At 74.9% G+C, this 17,286-nt stretch carries 14 protein-coding genes; 4 read left to right on the top strand and 10 right to left on the bottom strand.

Annotated elements, in window-relative coordinates:
* Positions 1-9: 9 nt before the first annotated feature.
* Positions 10-1,647: a CTP synthase gene (locus ACFVGO_RS21230; RefSeq protein WP_380633371.1), complete on the bottom strand. Its 1,638-nt coding sequence runs from the start codon at positions 1,645-1,647 to the stop codon at positions 10-12.
* Between the two features lie 760 nt (positions 1,648-2,407).
* Between ACFVGO_RS21230 and ACFVGO_RS21225 the strand changes: the two genes are divergently transcribed.
* A complete protein-coding gene (locus ACFVGO_RS21225; protein ID WP_380348096.1) occupies positions 2,408-4,408 on the top strand; it encodes a glycoside hydrolase family 15 protein in 2,001 nt (666 codons plus the stop codon).
* 37 nt (positions 4,409-4,445) lie between these two features.
* On the opposite strand, the gene ACFVGO_RS21220 is transcribed toward ACFVGO_RS21225, so the two are convergent.
* From ACFVGO_RS21220 to ACFVGO_RS21210, 3 genes are all read right to left on the bottom strand, one after another.
* Positions 4,446-5,624: a glycosyltransferase family 4 protein gene (locus tag ACFVGO_RS21220; protein ID WP_359899190.1), complete on the bottom strand. Its 1,179-nt coding sequence runs from the start codon at positions 5,622-5,624 to the stop codon at positions 4,446-4,448.
* A gap of 167 nt (positions 5,625-5,791) precedes the next feature.
* The gene (gene recN / locus ACFVGO_RS21215; protein ID WP_359899308.1) at positions 5,792-7,525 is read right to left on the bottom strand and encodes a DNA repair protein RecN; all 1,734 of its coding nucleotides are present in this window, start codon (positions 7,523-7,525) and stop codon (positions 5,792-5,794) included.
* Positions 7,526-7,613: 88 nt separating this feature from the next.
* A complete protein-coding gene (locus tag ACFVGO_RS21210; RefSeq protein ID WP_359899306.1) occupies positions 7,614-8,234 on the bottom strand; it encodes a hypothetical protein in 621 nt (206 codons plus the stop codon).
* Between the two features lie 210 nt (positions 8,235-8,444).
* On the opposite strand from ACFVGO_RS21210, the gene ACFVGO_RS21205 reads away from it, so the two are divergent.
* Positions 8,445-9,944, top strand: coding sequence for a PLP-dependent aminotransferase family protein (locus tag ACFVGO_RS21205; RefSeq protein WP_380633369.1), 1,500 nt, complete (start codon positions 8,445-8,447; stop codon positions 9,942-9,944).
* A gap of 149 nt (positions 9,945-10,093) precedes the next feature.
* Here ACFVGO_RS21205 and ACFVGO_RS21200 read toward each other — a convergent pair whose 3' ends face one another.
* The 4 genes from ACFVGO_RS21200 to ACFVGO_RS21185 form a co-directional block, all read right to left on the bottom strand.
* Positions 10,094-10,999, bottom strand: a complete 906-nt coding sequence (locus tag ACFVGO_RS21200) for an NAD kinase (protein WP_359899187.1) — start codon at positions 10,997-10,999, stop codon at positions 10,094-10,096.
* Between the two features lie 93 nt (positions 11,000-11,092).
* Positions 11,093-11,899, bottom strand: a complete 807-nt coding sequence (locus tag ACFVGO_RS21195; protein WP_359899304.1) for a TlyA family RNA methyltransferase — start codon at positions 11,897-11,899, stop codon at positions 11,093-11,095.
* Between the two features lie 35 nt (positions 11,900-11,934).
* On the bottom strand, positions 11,935-12,168 hold the full coding sequence (locus tag ACFVGO_RS21190) for a hypothetical protein (protein ID WP_380633366.1): 234 nt from the start codon (positions 12,166-12,168) through the stop codon (positions 11,935-11,937).
* Positions 12,152-13,108, bottom strand: a complete 957-nt coding sequence (locus tag ACFVGO_RS21185) for a hypothetical protein (protein ID WP_380633364.1) — start codon at positions 13,106-13,108, stop codon at positions 12,152-12,154. The genes ACFVGO_RS21190 and ACFVGO_RS21185 overlap by 17 nt, the downstream gene beginning before the upstream one ends.
* Before the next feature lie 198 nt (positions 13,109-13,306).
* Between ACFVGO_RS21185 and ACFVGO_RS21180 the strand changes: the two genes are divergently transcribed.
* A complete protein-coding gene (locus tag ACFVGO_RS21180; RefSeq protein WP_359899181.1) occupies positions 13,307-13,654 on the top strand; it encodes an SCP2 sterol-binding domain-containing protein in 348 nt (115 codons plus the stop codon).
* A 144-nt stretch (positions 13,655-13,798) separates the two neighbouring features.
* Here ACFVGO_RS21180 and ACFVGO_RS21175 read toward each other — a convergent pair whose 3' ends face one another.
* Positions 13,799-14,836, bottom strand: a complete 1,038-nt coding sequence (locus ACFVGO_RS21175; protein WP_380633362.1) for an HAD-IIA family hydrolase — start codon at positions 14,834-14,836, stop codon at positions 13,799-13,801.
* Between the two features lie 203 nt (positions 14,837-15,039).
* On the bottom strand, positions 15,040-15,753 hold the full coding sequence (locus ACFVGO_RS21170; protein WP_380633360.1) for a tetratricopeptide repeat protein: 714 nt from the start codon (positions 15,751-15,753) through the stop codon (positions 15,040-15,042).
* Positions 15,754-15,845: 92 nt separating this feature from the next.
* Between ACFVGO_RS21170 and ACFVGO_RS21165 the strand changes: the two genes are divergently transcribed.
* Positions 15,846-17,216 (top strand): DUF1015 domain-containing protein, encoded by a 1,371-nt coding sequence (locus ACFVGO_RS21165; RefSeq protein WP_359899175.1) that lies wholly within the window; start codon positions 15,846-15,848, stop codon positions 17,214-17,216.
* The last annotated feature ends 70 nt before the right edge of the window (positions 17,217-17,286 follow it).

The following is a 17,286-nucleotide window of genomic DNA, read 5'->3' as shown; positions in this document are numbered from 1 at the left end:
GACCGGGGACTACTCGGAGGCCGCGGTCTTGATCTCGATGGCCGCCTTGACCAGGCCCGCGAACAGCGGGTGCGGGCGGGTCGGGCGGGACTTCAGCTCCGGGTGGGCCTGGGTGGCCACCAGGTAGGGGTGCACCTCGCGCGGGTACTCGACGTACTCGACCAGGTCGCCCTTGGGCGAGAGGCCGGAGAACACCAGGCCGGTCTTCTCCAGGTCCGCGCGGTAGGAGTTGTTGACCTCGTAGCGGTGGCGGTGGCGCTCCTCGACGTACTGCTCGCCGTCGTAGACCTCGCGGACGATCGAGCCCTCGGCGAGCTTGGCCGGGTACAGGCCCAGGCGCATGGTGCCGCCCAGGTCGCCCTTGCCGTCGACGATGGCCAGCTGCTCGGCCATCGTGGAGATGACCGGGTGCTTGGCGGCGGCGTCGAACTCGGTGGAGTTGGCCTCCGGCAGGCCGGCCAGGTTGCGGGCCGCCTCGATGACCACGCACTGCAGGCCCAGGCACAGGCCCAGCAGCGGGACCTTGTTCTCGCGGGCGAAGGTGATCGCACCGACCTTGCCGTTGACGCCGCGGTCGCCGAAGCCGCCGGGGATGCAGATCGCGTCGACGTCGCCGAGCTGCGCCCGGGCGCCCTCGGGGGTCTCGCAGTCGTCCGAGGTGACCCACTTGATCTCGACCCGGGCGTTGTTGGCGAAACCGCCGGCGCGCAGCGCCTCGGTCACCGACAGGTACGCGTCCGGCAGGTCGATGTACTTGCCGACCAGGGCGACCTTGACGATGTGCTGCGGCTCGTGGACGCGGCGCAGCAGGTCGTCCCAGGTGGTCCAGTCCACGTCGCGGAACGGCAGGTCCAGGCGGCGCACCACGTAGGCGTCCAGGCCCTCGCCGTGCAGCACCTTGGGGATGTCGTAGATCGACTTGGCGTCGATGGCCGCGACCACGGCCTCCTCGTCCACGTCGCACATCAGCGAGATCTTGCGCTTGATCGCCTGCGGGACCTCGCGGTCGGCGCGCAGCACGATCGCGTCGGGCTGGATGCCGATGTTGCGCAGCGCGGCGACGGAGTGCTGGGTGGGCTTGGTCTTCAGCTCGCCCGAGGGGCCGATGTACGGCAGCAGGGAGACGTGCACGAAGAACACGTTGTCCCGGCCGACCTCGTGGCGGACCTGGCGGACGGCCTCCAGGAACGGCAGCGACTCGATGTCACCGACGGTGCCGCCGACCTCGGTGATCACCACGTCGACGTCCTCGGTCGCCATCCGGCGGATCCGGGACTTGATCTCGTTGGTGATGTGCGGGATGACCTGGACGGTGTCGCCCAGGTACTCGCCGCGGCGCTCCTTGGCGATGACGGTCGAGTACACCTGGCCGGTGGTGACGTTCGCCGAGCCGTGCAGGTTGGTGTCCAGGAACCGCTCGTAGTGGCCGATGTCCAGGTCGGTCTCGGCGCCGTCGTCGGTGACGAACACCTCACCGTGCTGGAACGGGTTCATGGTGCCCGGGTCCACGTTGAGGTACGGGTCGAGCTTCTGCATCGTCACGCGCAGGCCGCGGGCCTTGAGCAACGCGCCGAGGCTGGAGGCGGTGAGCCCCTTTCCGAGAGAAGAGGCGACACCCCCGGTGACGAAGAGGTGCTTGGTCGTCACGGCGCGGCCGTTCGCTGCCTTGCCGGAATGGGGCTGTGCCAAGAGGGGGCTCCCGTGGGTCGCGTGTCGAAGCAGACGTGGGCGGGAGGCTCGGGGTTCGCCGGGCGACGGAGGCCGGCTCGGTGCGCGGCGCTCGTTGGGTCGTCGGTTCGGCTGGTCCGGGGCGTTTGATCCCGCCGGTCCACGGGATACCAGGGTATCAGCGACCGGACCCGAACGCCGTTCCGGGCCGCGCGCGCCGTTCCGGGGGCGCGCGCGGGGCGCACCACCGGCGCATCACGCGCCACAGATTTCACACCGGTCGCACAACCCGCCGGACCGGGCCAGAGCGCGGTATCCGTCCGGACCATCGCGGCTCATCCGGCCGGACCAGCCGGAGGTGATCCTTCCGGACCATCCTGCGCCGCGCCCTCGCGATGCACGGCATTTCCGCCGAATTGCGGCGCCACACCGGGCTGCGCCCGCGTGCTTCGCCCCTTTCGTCCGTCGTAAGCTGCTCGGACGCATCGCCGACAGCACGAGCACGCGGAGGGCGTGGGAGGGTCAGGACACTCCCGGTCCCCGATGCGCGACCGGACCTCCCCGTATTCCAGCCCATCCCCACCCACTCCAGGGGCTCGACCGAGCCCCGCGGACACTCCAGCAAGGCCTGCCACCACCCCCGGCAGGCCGGACGTCCCGGGGTGGACCTCCGGCCCCGCAGACCGCTCGCTCCCTCCGCTCGCCGATGCCCTGACCACATTGCGAACTGGAGATCCACGTGGCCGGCCGTATCGAGGACTACGCACTCATCGGGGACATGCAGACCGCTGCCCTGGTCAGCAGGGACGGGGCGGTGGACTGGCTCTGCCTTCCCCGCTTCGACTCGCCGGCCGTGTTCGCCGGCCTGCTCGGCACCGATGAACACGGCTTCTGGCGGATCGGCCCGGCCGAGGCCGTCCTGACCGAGGTCCCCGCGCCGGCCGCCGCCACGCCCCCCGCCGACACGGGCCGGGCCCGCGTCGCCGACACCGCCGACCTGCGGGTGCCCCCGCCCACCGCCGCCGCCCCCGCCGTGCCCGCCGACCGCCGCCGCTACCGGGGCGACTCGCTGGTCCTGGAGCAGGAGTGGGACACCGAAGGCGGCACCGTCCGGGTGATCGACTTCATGCCGCCGCGCCCGCTGGCCGGCAAGGACGCCGTCCCCCAGGTGATCCGGATCGTCGAGGGCGTCACCGGCACCGTGCGGATGCGCTCGGCCGTGCGGATGCGTTTCTCCTACGGCCGCATCGTGCCCTGGGTGCACCGCGTCGAACAGGCCGACGGCGGCCACCGCACCGTCGCCGTCGCCGGCCCCGACTCGGTCTGGCTGGACGGCGAGGCCGAGACCTACGGCCGCGACCTCACCACCTACGCCGACTTCACCGTCACCGCCGGCGAGCGGATCGCCTTCGCCCTCACCTGGCAGGCCTCCCACCTCGACCCGCCCAGGCCCCCGGACGCCGAGGGGATGCTCGACGCCACCGCCGACTTCTGGCACGAGTGGGCCGACCAGTGCACCTACCAGGGCCCCTACCGCGAGGCCGTGATCCGCTCCCTGATCACCCTCAAGGGCCTCACCTACGCCCCCACCGGCGGCATCGTCGCCGCCCCCACCACCTCCCTGCCCGAGGACATCGGCGGCGAACGCAACTGGGACTACCGCTACACCTGGCTGCGCGACGCCGCCATCACCCTCTCCTCCCTGCTGCGCACCGGCTACCGCGAGGAGGCCCGCGCCTGGCGCGAGTGGCTGCTGCGCGCGGTGGCCGGCGACCCGGAGAACCTCCAGATCATGTACGGCATCGCCGGCGAGCGCGAGCTCACCGAGTCCTCGCTGGACTGGCTGCCCGGCTACGAGGGCTCCCAGCCCGTCCGGGTCGGCAACGGCGCCGCCGGACAGCTCCAGCTCGACGTCTACGGCGAGGTCGTCGAGGCCCTGCACCTGGCCCACATGACCGGCCTGGTCCGCAACGACCACGCCCACCACCTCCAGCTGCGCCTGATCGACTACCTGGAGGAGCACTGGCAGGAGCCGGACGAGGGCATCTGGGAGGTCCGCGGCCCGCGCCGGCACTTCGTCCACTCCAAGGTGATGGCCTGGGTCGCCGTCGACCGGACCATCAAGCTGCTGGAGCAGACCCCCGAGGACGAGCCCACCCCTGGCCATCTGGAGCGCTGGCGCGCGCTGCGCGCGCTGATCCACGCGGACGTCTGCGAGAAGGGCTACGACCCGGAGCGCAACACCTTCACCCAGTACTACGGCGGCAAGGAGCTGGACGCCTCGCTGCTGCTGATCCCCCAGGTCGGCTTCCTGCCCCCGGACGACAAGCGCGTCATCGGCACCATCGAGGCGATCCAGCGCGAACTGTCCACCGAGGACGGCTTCGTCCTGCGCTACCCGACCCACGACGAGAGCGGCAACAACGTCGACGGCCTCTCCGGCCACGAGGGCGCCTTCCTGGCCTGCTCGTTCTGGCTGGCCGACGACCTCGCCATGATCGGCCGGGTGCAGGAGGCCCGCGAACTGTTCGACCGGCTGCTGGCGCTGCGCAACGACCTGGGCCTGCTCGCCGAGGAGTGGGACCCCCGGCTCAAGCGCCAGGTCGGCAACTTCCCCCAGGCCTTCAGCCACGTCCCGCTGATCGACACCGCGCTGCGGCTGACCGCCTGCGGCGCCGCGTACCTGTCCGCCCAGCCGGACGGCCCGGCCGCCGACCGGGTCGAGCGGGCCACCGTCTAGCGGGCCACCGTCCAGCGGGCCTCCGTCCGGAAGCGGTCTAGCCGCGCTGCACCAGCTCGTCGTAGGTGCTGAGCACCTGGGCGACGGTGGCGGCCTCGTCCGGCCAGGTCTCGGCCTGCTGCCGGCCCGCCGCCACCAGCTGCTCGCGGCGGGCCGGGTCGGCCAGCAGGGCGCGCACCGCGCGACCGAGCGCCTCCGGGTCGCCGGGGGGCACCAGTACGGCGGCGTCGCCGACCAGTTCGGGGATGCCGCCGACGGCGGTGGCGACCACCGGCACGCCGGCCCGCATCGCCTCCTGCACCACCAGCGAGCGGGCCTCCCAGCGGCTGGAGATCACCACCACGTCGGCGGCGGCCAGCAGGTCGGGCACGTCGGTGCGGTAGCCGAGCAACCGCACCGGCAGCTTCTCCGCGGCCGTCCGCTCGCGCAGCACGCCCGCCTCCGGGCCGTCCCCGGCGAGCAGCACCAGCGGCTCCGGGTCCAGCGCGGACAGCTCCCGGGTGGCGTCCAGCAGCACTCCGAAGGCCTTCTGCGGGACGAGCCGGCCGACCGCCAGCACCAGCGGGCGGTCCGGGTCCGCACCGAGCAGCGCGGTACGGGCCTCGGTGCGGGCGAGCTGCCCGTCGGGCATCGGCGGGGCCGCCACCGGGCCCAGCCGGGCGTCGGTGGCGCCCAGTTCGCGGGCCCGGGCGACCAGGTCGGAGGAGGCGCCGAGAACCAGGTCGGCGGCGCGCGCCACCCGGCGCTCCATCAGCCGCTGCAGCCGGCGCTCCATCCCGGTGGCCAGCAGCGCGTGGTGCGAGGTGACCACCAGCGGGGTCTCCGGGCGCAGGCCCGGGAAGCGGCCGGCGGTGCGCAGCGCCAGGTCGGACAGCAGCCCGGCGCGCAGCCCGTGGGCGTGCACCACGTCGGCGCCGGTGAAGGCCCGGCGCAGCTCGCCGATCGCGGTGGCGTCGCTGCGGGCACCCGCGGTGGGGGTGATGTCGACGGTGTGGAACCGGGCACCCGTGCGGGAGAAGCCGAACAGCGCGTCCGCGCCGGCCGGCGCGCAGACCGTGACGTTCACTCCGTGCGCGACCAGGCCCTGGGCCAGGGAGCGCACGTGCGCACCGATGCCGCCGGTGCTGGCGGCCAGGACGAGTACCACGTGCAGCTGCCCCGGTTCGGGGACGGCCGCGGTGGCCCGGGCGGCGGAATGGTCCACGTCGTCTCGCATCCGACTCGATCAGGTTCGCGCGCCGCCTCGCGAGGATTGCCCGCCCGGCGGCGCTCGGGGCTGGAAAGCCAGTTGTCCAGGCGCCACCATGCCAGGTCGGCGGCCCTCTTGGACAGTCGGCGCCACCGGGGCGCGTCGCCGGTGTCCGAGGGGGCCGCCGGCGCCGGCTACCGGCGGCGCGGGGCCCGCGCGGCGGCCAACAGCTCCTCGGCGTGGGCGCGGCCCAGCTCCGAGTCCTCCAGGCCGGCCAGCATCCGGGAGAGTTCGCGCACCCGCTCCTCGTCGTTCAGCACCTTGACGCCGCTGCGGGTCACGGTGCCGTCGTTGGTCTTCACCACCACCAGGTGCCGGTCGGCGAACGCGGCGACCTGCGGGAGGTGGGTGACCACCACGACCTGGGCGGACTCGGCCAGCTTGGCCAGCCGGCGGCCGATCTCGACCGCGGCCTTGCCGCCGACGCCCGCGTCCACCTCGTCGAACAGGTAGGTGGGGACGGGGTCGGCGCCCGCGAAGACCACCTCGACGGCGAGCATCACGCGGGACAGCTCACCGCCGGAGGCGCCCTTGGCGATCGGGCGCGGCTGGGCGCCCGGGTGCGGGGCCAGCAGCACCTCCACCTCGTCCACGCCGTGCGGACCGTAGGCGACGGTGCGCCCGCCGACCTCGATCCCGGCCAGGTCGTCGACCTGGCCGATCGAGAAGGTCACCCGGGCGTGCGGCATGGCCAGTTCGGCGAGTTCCGCGGAGACCGCGTCGGCGAACCGTCCGGCCGCGGCGTGCCGGGCCCGCGAGACCTCGGCGGCCAGCTCGGCCAGCTCGGCCCGCAGCTCGGTCTCCCGGGCGCCCAGCTCGTCGATCCGGTCGTCGTCGCCGTCGAGTTCGGCGAGCCGCACCGCCCCGGCCTCGGCCCAGGCGATCACCTCGGCGAGCGAGTTCTCCTCGCCGCCGTACTTGCGCAGCAGCTGGGCCAGTACGGCCCGGCGGTCCTCGACGGCGGACAGGCGCACCGGGTCGGCGTCCAGGTCGTCCGCGTAGCCGGCCAGGTCGCCGGCCACGTCGGCGAGCAGGTAGCCGACCTCGTTGAGGCGGTCGGCCAGGGCGGCCAGCCGCTCGTCGTGGTGGCGCACGGCGTCCAGGGCCCGGCGGGACTGGGCGAGCAGGGTGCCCGCGTCCAGCGCCTCCGGGTCGACCGGGTCGCCGGCCAGGGCGGCGTGGGCGAGGGTCGCGGCGGAGGACAGCGCGTCGGCGTGGCCGAGCCGCTCGGCCTCGGCGGCCAGCTCCGCGTCCTCGCCGGCCACCGGTTCGGCGGCGGCGATCTCGTCCAGGCCGAAGCGCAGCAGATCGGCCTCCTGGGCGCGCTCGCGGGCCCGGGTGGTCAGCTCCTCCAGGGTCGCGGAGACCTCGCGCAGGACGCGGTAGGTCTCCCGGTAGCGGGCCAGCGGCCCGGCCACCGAGGCGCCCGCGTACCGGTCCAGCGCGCCGCGCTGGCGGGCCGGGCGCAGCAGGCGCTGCTGGTCGGTCTGGCCGTGCACGGCGATCAGGTCCTCGCCGAGCTCGGCGAGCAGCCCGACCGGGACGGACCGGCCGCCGACGTGCGCCCGGGAGCGGCCCTCGGCGGAGACGGTCCGGCTGATCAGCAGCGCGCCGTCGTCCAGTTCGGCCCCCGCCTCGATCGCGCGGGCCGCCGCCGGGGAGTCGGCGGGCAGCTCCAGCCGGCCCTCCACGACGGCGCGTCCGGTGCCGTTGCGCACCAGGCCCGGGTCGGCGCGGCCGCCGAGCAGCAGGCCCAGGCTCGTCACGACCATGGTCTTTCCGGCGCCGGTCTCACCGGTCACGGCGGTGAAGCCGGGGGCGAGTTCGACCACCGCGTCGTCGATGACCCCAAGATCCCGTATCCGCATCTCGTCCAACACGGAGACGACCTTACGAGGTTCCGCCCCCGGCGCGCGACGAACGACAACGGCGCGCGGCAACTCCGTGCCCGGAAGTTCATCCCTTCCGGGAGTCCTCGGCGGCCACCGGCACGGTGCACCAGCGCAGGAAGAGCTGCGCCATCGGGCCGATGGCCAGCGCGTACGCGACGGTGCCGACCCCGGCGGTGCCGCCGAGCAGCACACCGGCGGTGAGGACCGTCACCTCGATGCCGGTCCGGAGAAGTCGCAGCGAACGGCCGGTGCGCCGGTGCAGGCCGGTCATCAGGCCGTCGCGCGGGCCGGGGCCGAGCCGGGCGCCGATGTAGAGGCCGGTGGCCAGGCCGTTGAGGACGATCGCCCCGGCCGACAGCGCGATCCGGACGGGCAGGGCGCCGGGGCCGCCGACGACCCGCAGGGTGAGGTCCATGGCCGCGCCGATCAGCAGCACGTTGGCGACGGTGCCCAGGCCGGGGCGCTGGCGCAGCGGGATCCACAGCAGCAGGACGAGGGCCCCGCAGATCGTCACCCAGGCGCCGACCGACAGCCCGACGGTGCGCTGCAGGCCCTGGTGCAGGACGTCCCAGGGGTCGAGGCCGAGGCCGGAGCGGAGCATCAGCGCCATGCTCACGCCGTACAGGACGAGGCCGGCGAACAGCTGCGGTATCCGGCGGCCGAGGGCGTGGGTGTCGCCGAACACCCGGACGGCGAGGCTCCGCCCGGCGGCCGGTGCGGGGGTGGTGGTGGCGGCCGATGCCGGTGTGGTCGTGGTGGCCAAGGCGTGCTCCTGCGGTGGTGCTGCACCACCGGGGCACCCGGTGGTGGCGGCCGGCACGGCCGCCCTGCCATGATGGCCAGTCCAAAGCGGCCTTCTCCAGGGCCAATCTCTAGCAAGTGGACTTATTCAGCCATGGTCGACTGGCACACCACCGTCACCCCGCCCGCCCTGGCGCGACTGCTCGCCACCGCCCGGCTCCCCGAGCCGGCCGCCGCCCGCCGCCCCGCCTACCGCACCCTGGCCGGGCAGATCCGGCTGCTGGTCACCGAGGGCCGGCTGCCGGTCGGCGCCCGGCTGCCCGCCGAACGCGAGCTGGCCACCGCCCTCGCGATGAGCCGCACCACCGTCGCCACCGCGTACGAGACCCTGCGCGGCGACGGCTACCTGCGCAGCCGGCGCGGCGCGGGCAGCTGGACCGCCCTGCCCGAGGGCGCCCCGCCACCCAGCGAGGCCCTGCACCCCGTCCCGCCGGACGAGCAGAGCCGCATGCTGGACCTCGGCGTCGCCGCCCCGCCCGCCCCCCAGCCCTGGGTCGGCCAGGCCGCCGCCCGGGCCGTCGAACAGCTGCCGCACTACGCCGCCGGGCACGGCCACTACCCCACCGGCGTCCCGGTGCTGCGCGAGGCCGTCGCCCGCCGCTTCACCGAGCGCGGACTGCCCACCACCCCCGACCAGATCCTGATCACCACCGGCGCCATGGGCGCCCTGCACCTGCTCCAGCGGGCCCTGATCGGCCGCGGCGACCGGGTCGCCGTCGAGGCGCCCAGCTACGCGAACACCCTGCAGGCGCTGCGGCTGGCCGGCGCGCGCCTGGTCCCGGTGCCGTACGCCTGGACTCCGCGGCCCGCCTGGGACCTCGACGAGTGGCGGCGGGTGCTGCGCGGCGCCGGCCCCAAGGTCGCCTACCTGATCCCGGACTTCCACAACCCGACCGGCACCCTGATCGACGAGGAGCAGCGCCGCGAACTGCTGGCCGCCGCCCGGGCCGCCGGAAGCATCGTGCTGGCGGACGAGACCACCGCCGAACTCGGCTGGGGCGTCCCGCCCTCCGCCCCGCTGCCGCGACCCATGGCCGCACTGGACCGCTCCGCCCAGGTGGTCACCGTCGGCTCGGCCGGAAAGCTGCTCTGGGGCGGTCTGCGGATCGGCTGGGTCCGGGCCGCGCCGGCGCTGGTGCGCCGCCTGGCCACCGAGCGGGTCTACAGCGACGTCGGCACCCCGGTGCTGGACCAGCTGATCGCCGCCGAACTGCTGGGCGAACTGCTGCCCGACGTCCGGGAGCACCAGCTGACCCGGCTGCGGGCCACCGCGCGGGCCTTCGCCGCCGCCCTGCCCGAACGGCTGCCCGACTGGAGCTTCACCGTGCCGACCGGCGGTCTCTCGCTGTGGGTCTCCACCGGCGGCCTGTCCGGCGCCGCGCTGGCCCGGGCCGGGGAGCGCGGCGGGGTCCGGATCGCCTCGGGCAATCGCTTCGGCTCGAACGGCGCCTTCGAGCACCACATCCGCCTCCCGGTCACCGTGCCCGCCGCGACCGTCCCCGCCGCCGTCGAACGCCTCGCCGCCCTGGCCGCCCAGGCGGCGGCCGACGGGCGGCTCGAACCGGCCGACGAGGCCCAGCCGCTGGCGGTCTGACGGTCCGCCAGCGGCCTGCGATCGGCCGGTGCGCGGCCCCGGGACAGGCGAAAGCCCCTGGCGCGCACCGGCCTCGGCACATCCGGACGAGCCGCGGCCGGCCGGCCGCCCGCCGGCCTGCCCGTCCGCCGGCCTCCTGCCGGGAGGTGCTAGCAGTGGTCGGCCCGGCCGCGCCAACCCGTCACCGGCAGCGCGAACTTGGCCACCAGCCGGTCGGTGAACGGCGCCCGGTGCAGCCTCGCCAGCCGCACCGGAGTCCGGCCCCGGCGGACCTCCACCCGCGCCCCGGCGGGCAGTTCGACCGAACGCCGCCCGTCGCACCAGAGCACACCGTGCGGGGTCTTGGGCTGCACCTCGACCGCCAGCACCGACTCCGGCGAGGTCACCAGCGGGCGGGCGAACAGCGCGTGCGCGGAGATCGGCACCATCAGCAGCGCCTCCACCTCCGGCCACACCACCGGCCCGCCGCCGGAGAACGCGTACGCGGTGGAGCCGGTCGGCGTCGCGCACACCACGCCGTCACAGCCGAAGTTGGAGACCGGACGGCCGTCCACCTCGGTCACCACCTCCAGCATCCGCTCCCGCGCCGCCTTCTCGATCGAGGCCTCGTTCAGCGCCCAGTCCTCGTGGACCACATCGCCGTTGGTGCGGACGATGACATCGATCGTCATCCGCTCCTCGACCTCGTAGTCGGCGTCCACCACCCGCTCCACCACCACGGCCAGGTCGTCCCGCTCGGCCTCGGCGAGGAAGCCCACCCGGCCCAGGTTGATCCCGAGCATCGGCAGCCCGTGCGAGCGCGCCAGCTCCGCCCCGCGCAGCAGCGTCCCGTCCCCGCCGGCCACCAGGATCAGCTCGCAGCCGTCCGCCGCCCCGGGGCCCTCCGCCACCTTCTCGACGCCCTCCGGCAGGTCCAGGTCGACCGCCTCGGCCTCCAGCAGTCTGATCCGAAGACCCGCCTTCAGCAGCCCGTGCACCAGGGCCTCGACGCTGCGCAGCGCCGCCTCCCGGCCGGTGTGCGCGATCAGGAAGACCGTACGTTCTTCATCGCTCATGCCGCTGCCCTCTCCCTAACGCCTGTCGGGTCGCCCTTGGCCCCGGTGCGGCCGCGCCATACGGCATGACGGGCCGGACGCTCGCAAGGCACCCTACCGGGGCCCCTCCGCCACGGCCCGGTCCGCCTCCGCGGGGTCCAGCTGCGGGGCGTCCCGGCGCAGCCAGAGGAAGTACTCGACGTTGCCGGACGGCCCCGGCAGGGGGCTCGCGGTGACCGCGCGCACGCCCAGCCCGAGCTCCCACGCCTGCCCCGCGACCTGGCGCACCATCTCGGCGCGCAGCTGCGGGCTGCGCACCACACCACCGCTGCCCAGACGCTCCTTGCCGATCTCGAACTGGGGCTTGACCATCAGCACCAGGTCGGCGTCCCCGGCCGCGCAGGAGGCGAGGGCCGGGAGCACCAGGCCCAGCGAGATGAACGACAGGTCGCCCACCACCAGGTCCACCGGGGTGCCGCCGATCAGGTCCGGAGTCAGCTCGCGCACATTGGTGCGGTCCATCACGGTGACCCGGTCGTCGCTCTGCAGCGACCAGGCCAGTTGCCCGTACCCGACGTCCACCGCCAGCACCCGCGCGGCCCCGGCCCGCAGCAGCACGTCGGTGAAGCCGCCGGTGGAGGCGCCCGCATCCAGCGCCCGGCGGCCCTCGACCACCAGGCCCTGCGGCACGAAGGCCGCGAACGCGCCGGCGAGCTTGTGGCCGCCGCGCGAGACGTAGTCGGGGTCGTTGTCGTCCTTGGCCACCACGACCGCCGCCGAGGTCTCCACCTGGGTGGCCGGCTTGGTCGCGGTGGTGCCGCCGACGGTCACCCGGCCGGCCGCGATCAGCTCGGACGCGTGCTCACGCGATCGGGCCAGCTTGCGGCGGACCAGTTCCGCGTCGAGTCGGCGTCGTGCCACTGCCACTGGTGTTCAGCTCCTACGGATCCTGCGGGTCATTCCTGATCGAGCGCGGCCAGTGTGTCGACCAGCCGCTGGTGAACATCTTCGTACACCGCGACGTGTGCCTCGGCCGGGACCCCGTCCAGAGCCTCCAGCCGGGCCAGGCCGGCGTCCACTCCGGGGTGGCTGGTGAGGACCGGCTCGACGCCCAGCGGCTCCACGGGGGCGATCATGTCCGACGCCCCGGCGTCCCGGACGGACTCGGGCGGTTCACTCGTCCCGGGCATCGGGCTTCTTCGTGCTGGTGGCCTTGCGGACGGTGGTCTTCCTGGTCGCGGCACGCTTCGCGGGCGTCCCGGACCGGGTGGCGGCCTCGGACCGGGCCTCGGTCTGCTTGGCGGTGGCGGTCTTCTTGACGGTCGTCGTCCTCTTCTTCGCGGTGGCCTTCCCGGCCGTCCCCTTCCCGGCCGTCCCCTTCCCGGCCGTCCCCTTCCCGGCCGTCCCCTTCCCGGCCGTCCCCTTCGTCGCCGGCTTCTCGGCCGTGCTCTTCCTCGGCGTGCTCTTCTTGGCGGCGCTCTTCTTCGCCGGACTCTCCCCGGCGGCGCTCTCCCCGGCCGTGCTCCCCTCGGCCGGGCCCTTCTTCGCCGGGCCCTCCCCGGCGGAACTCACCCCGGCCGCGGGCGCCTCCGGCGGGACCGGGGCGGCCCGGGACACGGGCGGAACCGGTGGATCGACCTCGACCGGCTCGTCCACCTCCACCCGCTCGGCGACTATCGGCTCCCCCGTCGCCGGGACCGCCGAGCGCTCCTCCTCGAACTCCCAGCCGCGCCCGAACAGGTCACCGGCCCGCGGCGCCGGCACCGGCTCCTCGGCCTCGTACGACCCCGGCCCGGACCCGGCCGCCGGGGCCTCCTCCTCGACCTCGCGCAGCTTGGTCTCCAGGTACGCCAGCACCACGCCGACCTTGGTCACCTGGTCGCCGACCTTCTCGAAGACCTTCTCCGCCTCGTTGCGCGCCACACCGACCGCCAGGTCCACCCCGGCGCGCCCGGCGGTGACCGCCTCCCCGGCCAGGGTCTGCAAGGTCTCCACCGACGGCGGGAACTGGCCGCCCAGCCGGCGCTCGACCCCCGCGACGTCCACCCCGGCCTTCTCCAGGATCGAGGTCGCCGTCCCGACGACCAGCTTGCCGACCTCCTCGACCACTCCGGCGGCGGTCTCCACCACTCCCCGAACCGTCCTCGGCAGCATCCGGGTGCCTCCCAATCGCGTACGTGCGTCGCTCCGTCGCCCTCACTACCCGGGCCGTTCCGGGCACCCCACGGACGACGTCCGGGCACCCCACGGACGACGCTACCGCCAAAACCCGCCTGAGGTACCGTGGCCCGCAGTCAGCACCGTAGCGACCGGGGGAGGGAGCCGCCCGTGGCGAACGCCGAGGAGTGCCGGGAGGCACTGGAGCAGCTCAGCCGGAACATGGCGAAGTCCACCGGCGACGTCCGCAAGGCCGCGGCCCTCGACCGTTCGCTCAGCTGCCGGATCACCGACCTCGACCTGACCTTCACCGGGCGACTGCGCGACGGCCGGATCCAGGACGTGGTGGTCTCCCCCGGCGCCCCGGCCGGGAAGGCGGAGATCCGGCTCACCATGACCAGCGACGACCTGGTCGCACTGGTCGGCGGGCGGCTCGGCTTCGCCTCCGCCTGGGCGAGCGGCCGGGTCAGGCTGGAGGCGGGCTTCCGCGACCTGCTGCGACTGCGCACCCTGCTCTGAGCCGGGCCGCCGAACCGGTCCCGGGTTCGGCCGCCGGGCCCGTCCCGGATTCGGCCCGGATTCGGCCCTCGGACCCGGCCCTCGGACCCGGCCGTCGGACCCGGCGCTGCCGAGGGCGGCCCCGGGTCGACCGCCGACCTGTTCTCAGAACCCCAGATCGGCCAGCGCCTTGCGGCCGTCCACCGGCGCGCCGCCCGCGTCCAGCACCGTCCACGCCGCCGCGCACAGCGCCCGCAGGCCGTCCCAGCGGTCCCCCGCCCCGGACAGCCGCAGCACACCGGCCTCGACGCCCGCGACCCAGCCGCCGCACCCGAAGCCGCCGTCCACGGCCGCCACCGCGGGGTGGGGGACGAGCAGTCCGCGCAGGTCTGCGGCCAGGTAGGTCGGCCGGTGCTCGACCGGGGCCGCCAGCAGCAGCTCCGGCGTGGTCACCCCGGTGAACACCAGCAGGCTGTCCACCCCGCCGTTGAACGCGCCCTCGATGTCGGTGTCCAGCCGGTCCCCGACCACCAGCGGACGCTCCGCACCGGTACGCAGCACGGTCTCCCGGTGCATCGGCGGCAGCGGCTTGCCAGCCACCTCCGGCTCCACCCCGGTCGCCGCCCGCACCGCCGCCACCAGGGTGCCGTTGCCGGGCGCGATGCCACGGGCCCTCGGCACCGTCAGGTCCAGGTTGGACGCCACCCACGGCAGACCGCTCTGCACGGCGTACGAGGCCTCCGCCAGGTCCGTCCACCCCACCGAGGGGTCGAAGCCCTGGACCACCGCGAGCGGGCCGTCGGCCAACGAGCGGACCGCGACCAGCCCCAGCTCGGCCAGCGCCTCCTCCAGTCCGAGCCCACCCACGACCAGCACCTTCGAGCCGGCCGGCACCTTCTCGGCGACCAGCCGGGCGGCGGCCTGGGCCGAGTTGATCACGTCGGCCGGCGCGGCCGGGACGCCCAGCTCGGTCAGGTGCTCGGCCACCACCCGCGGCGGGCGGGAGGCGTTGTTGGTCACGTAGGCGAGCCGCATCCCGGCCGTGCGGGCGGCGTCCAGCGCGTCCACCGCGTGCTCGATCGCGTGCGCGCCCGCGTAGACCACGCCGTCCAGGTCCAGCAGCGCGGTGTCGTACGCGTCGGTCAGCGGCCGCTCGCTGCCGCCGGGGGCGGTCCGTCGCACGGGGGTGGCCGTCTCGGTCATGGCTGCGCTACCTCATTCACTGCGTCGTCGTTCACTGCGTCGTCCACGCCGCACGTCCTCGTGCGGCGCGGCTTCCGTCACTCGTGCGTGGCGGAGCCTGTCACGGCGTCCGTCACTGGTCCGCCACGGTTTCCGTCACTCGTCCGTCACGGAGTCCGCCACGGCTTCCGTCACGGCGTGCGGCCGGTCCTCGCACCGACCGGTCAGGCGCCGCTGTCGGCACCGTTGCCCGCGCCTGCGTCGTCCGCCGACCCTCCGGCCGGGCCCTCGGCACCCGCCGGGGGCGCCGCGTACCCGGGTGCTCCCGGCAGCAGCGGGCCGTACGCCCCGGCCCGGGCCGCCAGGGTCGCGCGGGTCTGCCGCAGCGCCTGCCGGTAGTGGTCGCTCTCCGGCCGCATCGCCACGGCCAGCGCCAGGTGCTCGGCGGAGGTCTCGAAATCGCCCAGCCGGGCCGCCGCGACGCCCCACCCGAACTGAGCGTAGTCGTCCGCCGGGTCGGCGAGCGCCACGGCGCGGAAGTTCCCCAGGGCCGCCGCGTACGAGCCCGCGTCGAACTGGGCGCGCGCCAACGCCTCCCGGATGCTGCGCGAGTGCGGCTCGGCCGCCACCGCCCGGGCGAGCAGCTGCTCGGCGGCCGCCGGATGCCCCTGGGCGAGCAGCTGGGCACCCCGGCGGAACCAGTCGTACACGTCCCCGGCGGGCTCCCCGGAACGGCTCTGCCGCGGCACCCCTCCGGCTCCGGTGCCGCCGCCCCCGGCGCCGCCGACCCCTGCGTCACCGCCCGGTGCTTCGTCGCCCGGTGCACGGCCCGGCACGCCGCCGGCCGGAGCATCCCCGCGGGTGGCACCGACCGGCCCGACCGGTCCGCCCGACTCGACCGGGCCGCCGCCGTCCACCCGTTCCTGCCCGTCGTCCATGCCGTACCTCGCCCTCGGTCGCACACCCGGCCCACGACTCGGCACGGGCATTCCGATCTCTCAACAACGCGTACCCGGTTACGATGCCCAGAATGAGCACACCCAGTGCAGAAGACGGAGTCGAGACTCCCGAGGGCGGCCCCGGTGATCCCGGGCACGTCGCCACCGCCGGCCTGTCCCTGTCCCCCTTCCGCGGCCTGCGCTACGTCCCCGACCGGGTCGGCGCCCTGGCCGCGGTGATGTCCCCGCCGTACGACGTCGTGGATCCGGGCCGCCGGCTCGACCTGGAGACCGCCGACCCGCACAACGTGGTCCGGCTGATCCTTCCCAGGCCCGAGCCCGAGGACGCCGGCGACCGCCCCGACCGCGACACCCGCTACCGGCACGCCGCCCGGCTCCTGGCCGCCTGGCAGCGCGAGGGCGTCCTGGCCGCCGACCCCGAGCCCGCGCTCTACGTCTACGAGCAACGGGTGCCGGCCACCGACGACTCCCCCGAACTGCTCCAGCGCGGCCTGATCGGCGCCCTCGCGGTGAGCGGCCGCGAGGGCGGCGTGGTGCTCCCGCACGAGGACGTGATGCCGCGGCCCGTCGCCGACCGGGTCGGCCTGATGCGCACCACCCGGGCCAACCTGGAACCGCTGCTGCTCACCTACCGGGGCAACGGCGGCGCCTCCGGCGTGATCGAACGGACGGTCGAGCGCGAGCCGCTGCTCTCCACCGCCACCAGCGACGGCACCCATCACCGGCTGTGGGCGGTCACCGACCCCGCCGAGATCGCCGGGATCAGCCGCGACCTCGCCACCTGCCGGGCGCTGATCGCCGACGGCCACCACCGCTGGGAGATGTACCTGCGCCTCCAGCGCGAGCACCGCCACCTGCCGCGCAGCCCCTGGGACCGCGGCCTGGTGCTCCTGGTGGACACCGCCCGCTACCCGCTGCGCGTTCGCGCCATCCACCGCGTGCTGTACCGGCTGCCGGTGGCCGAGGCACTGGAGCGGCTCGGCGACCAGTGGAAGGTCAAGGAGGTCCCCGGGCCGCTGTCCGCCGCGCTCCAGGCCCTCGCCGAGCAGAAGCGGCACGGCGGCAACGGCTTCGTCCTCACCGGCGGCGACGGCGTCTACTGGCTGCTCGGCGAGCCCGAGGAGTCCCTGCTCGACGCCACCGTGCCGCAGGGCCGGCCCGAGGAGTGGCGCCACCTGGACGCCACCGTCCTGCACGCCACCCTGCTGGACCACACCTGGCACGTCCCCGACGGCCCGGACGACATCGGCTACCTGCACACCGCGGTGGCCGCCGAGCAGGAGGCCGCGCGCACCGGCGGCACCGCCGTCCTGCTGCACCCGGTCCGGGAGTCGGTGGTGAGACGGCTGGCCGAACAGGGCGTCACCATGCCGCGCAAGTCCACCTCCTTCGGGCCGAAGCCGGCCACCGGGCTGGTGCTGCGCAACCTCGCGCTGGGCTGACGACCCCGCCGGCCCGGGCACCGGGCCGGAACGCCGTGAGGCCCTGCCGTTCCCCGGGATTCCGGGGAAC

Origin of the sequence: Kitasatospora sp. NPDC057738 (assembly GCF_042798815.1) — a bacterium.
In the GTDB taxonomy this organism is placed as follows: domain Bacteria; phylum Actinomycetota; class Actinomycetes; order Streptomycetales; family Streptomycetaceae; genus Kitasatospora; species Kitasatospora lactacystinica.
The sequence above is the reverse complement of the archived record's forward strand: the minus strand, read 5'-3'. Positions and strand labels throughout refer to the sequence as shown.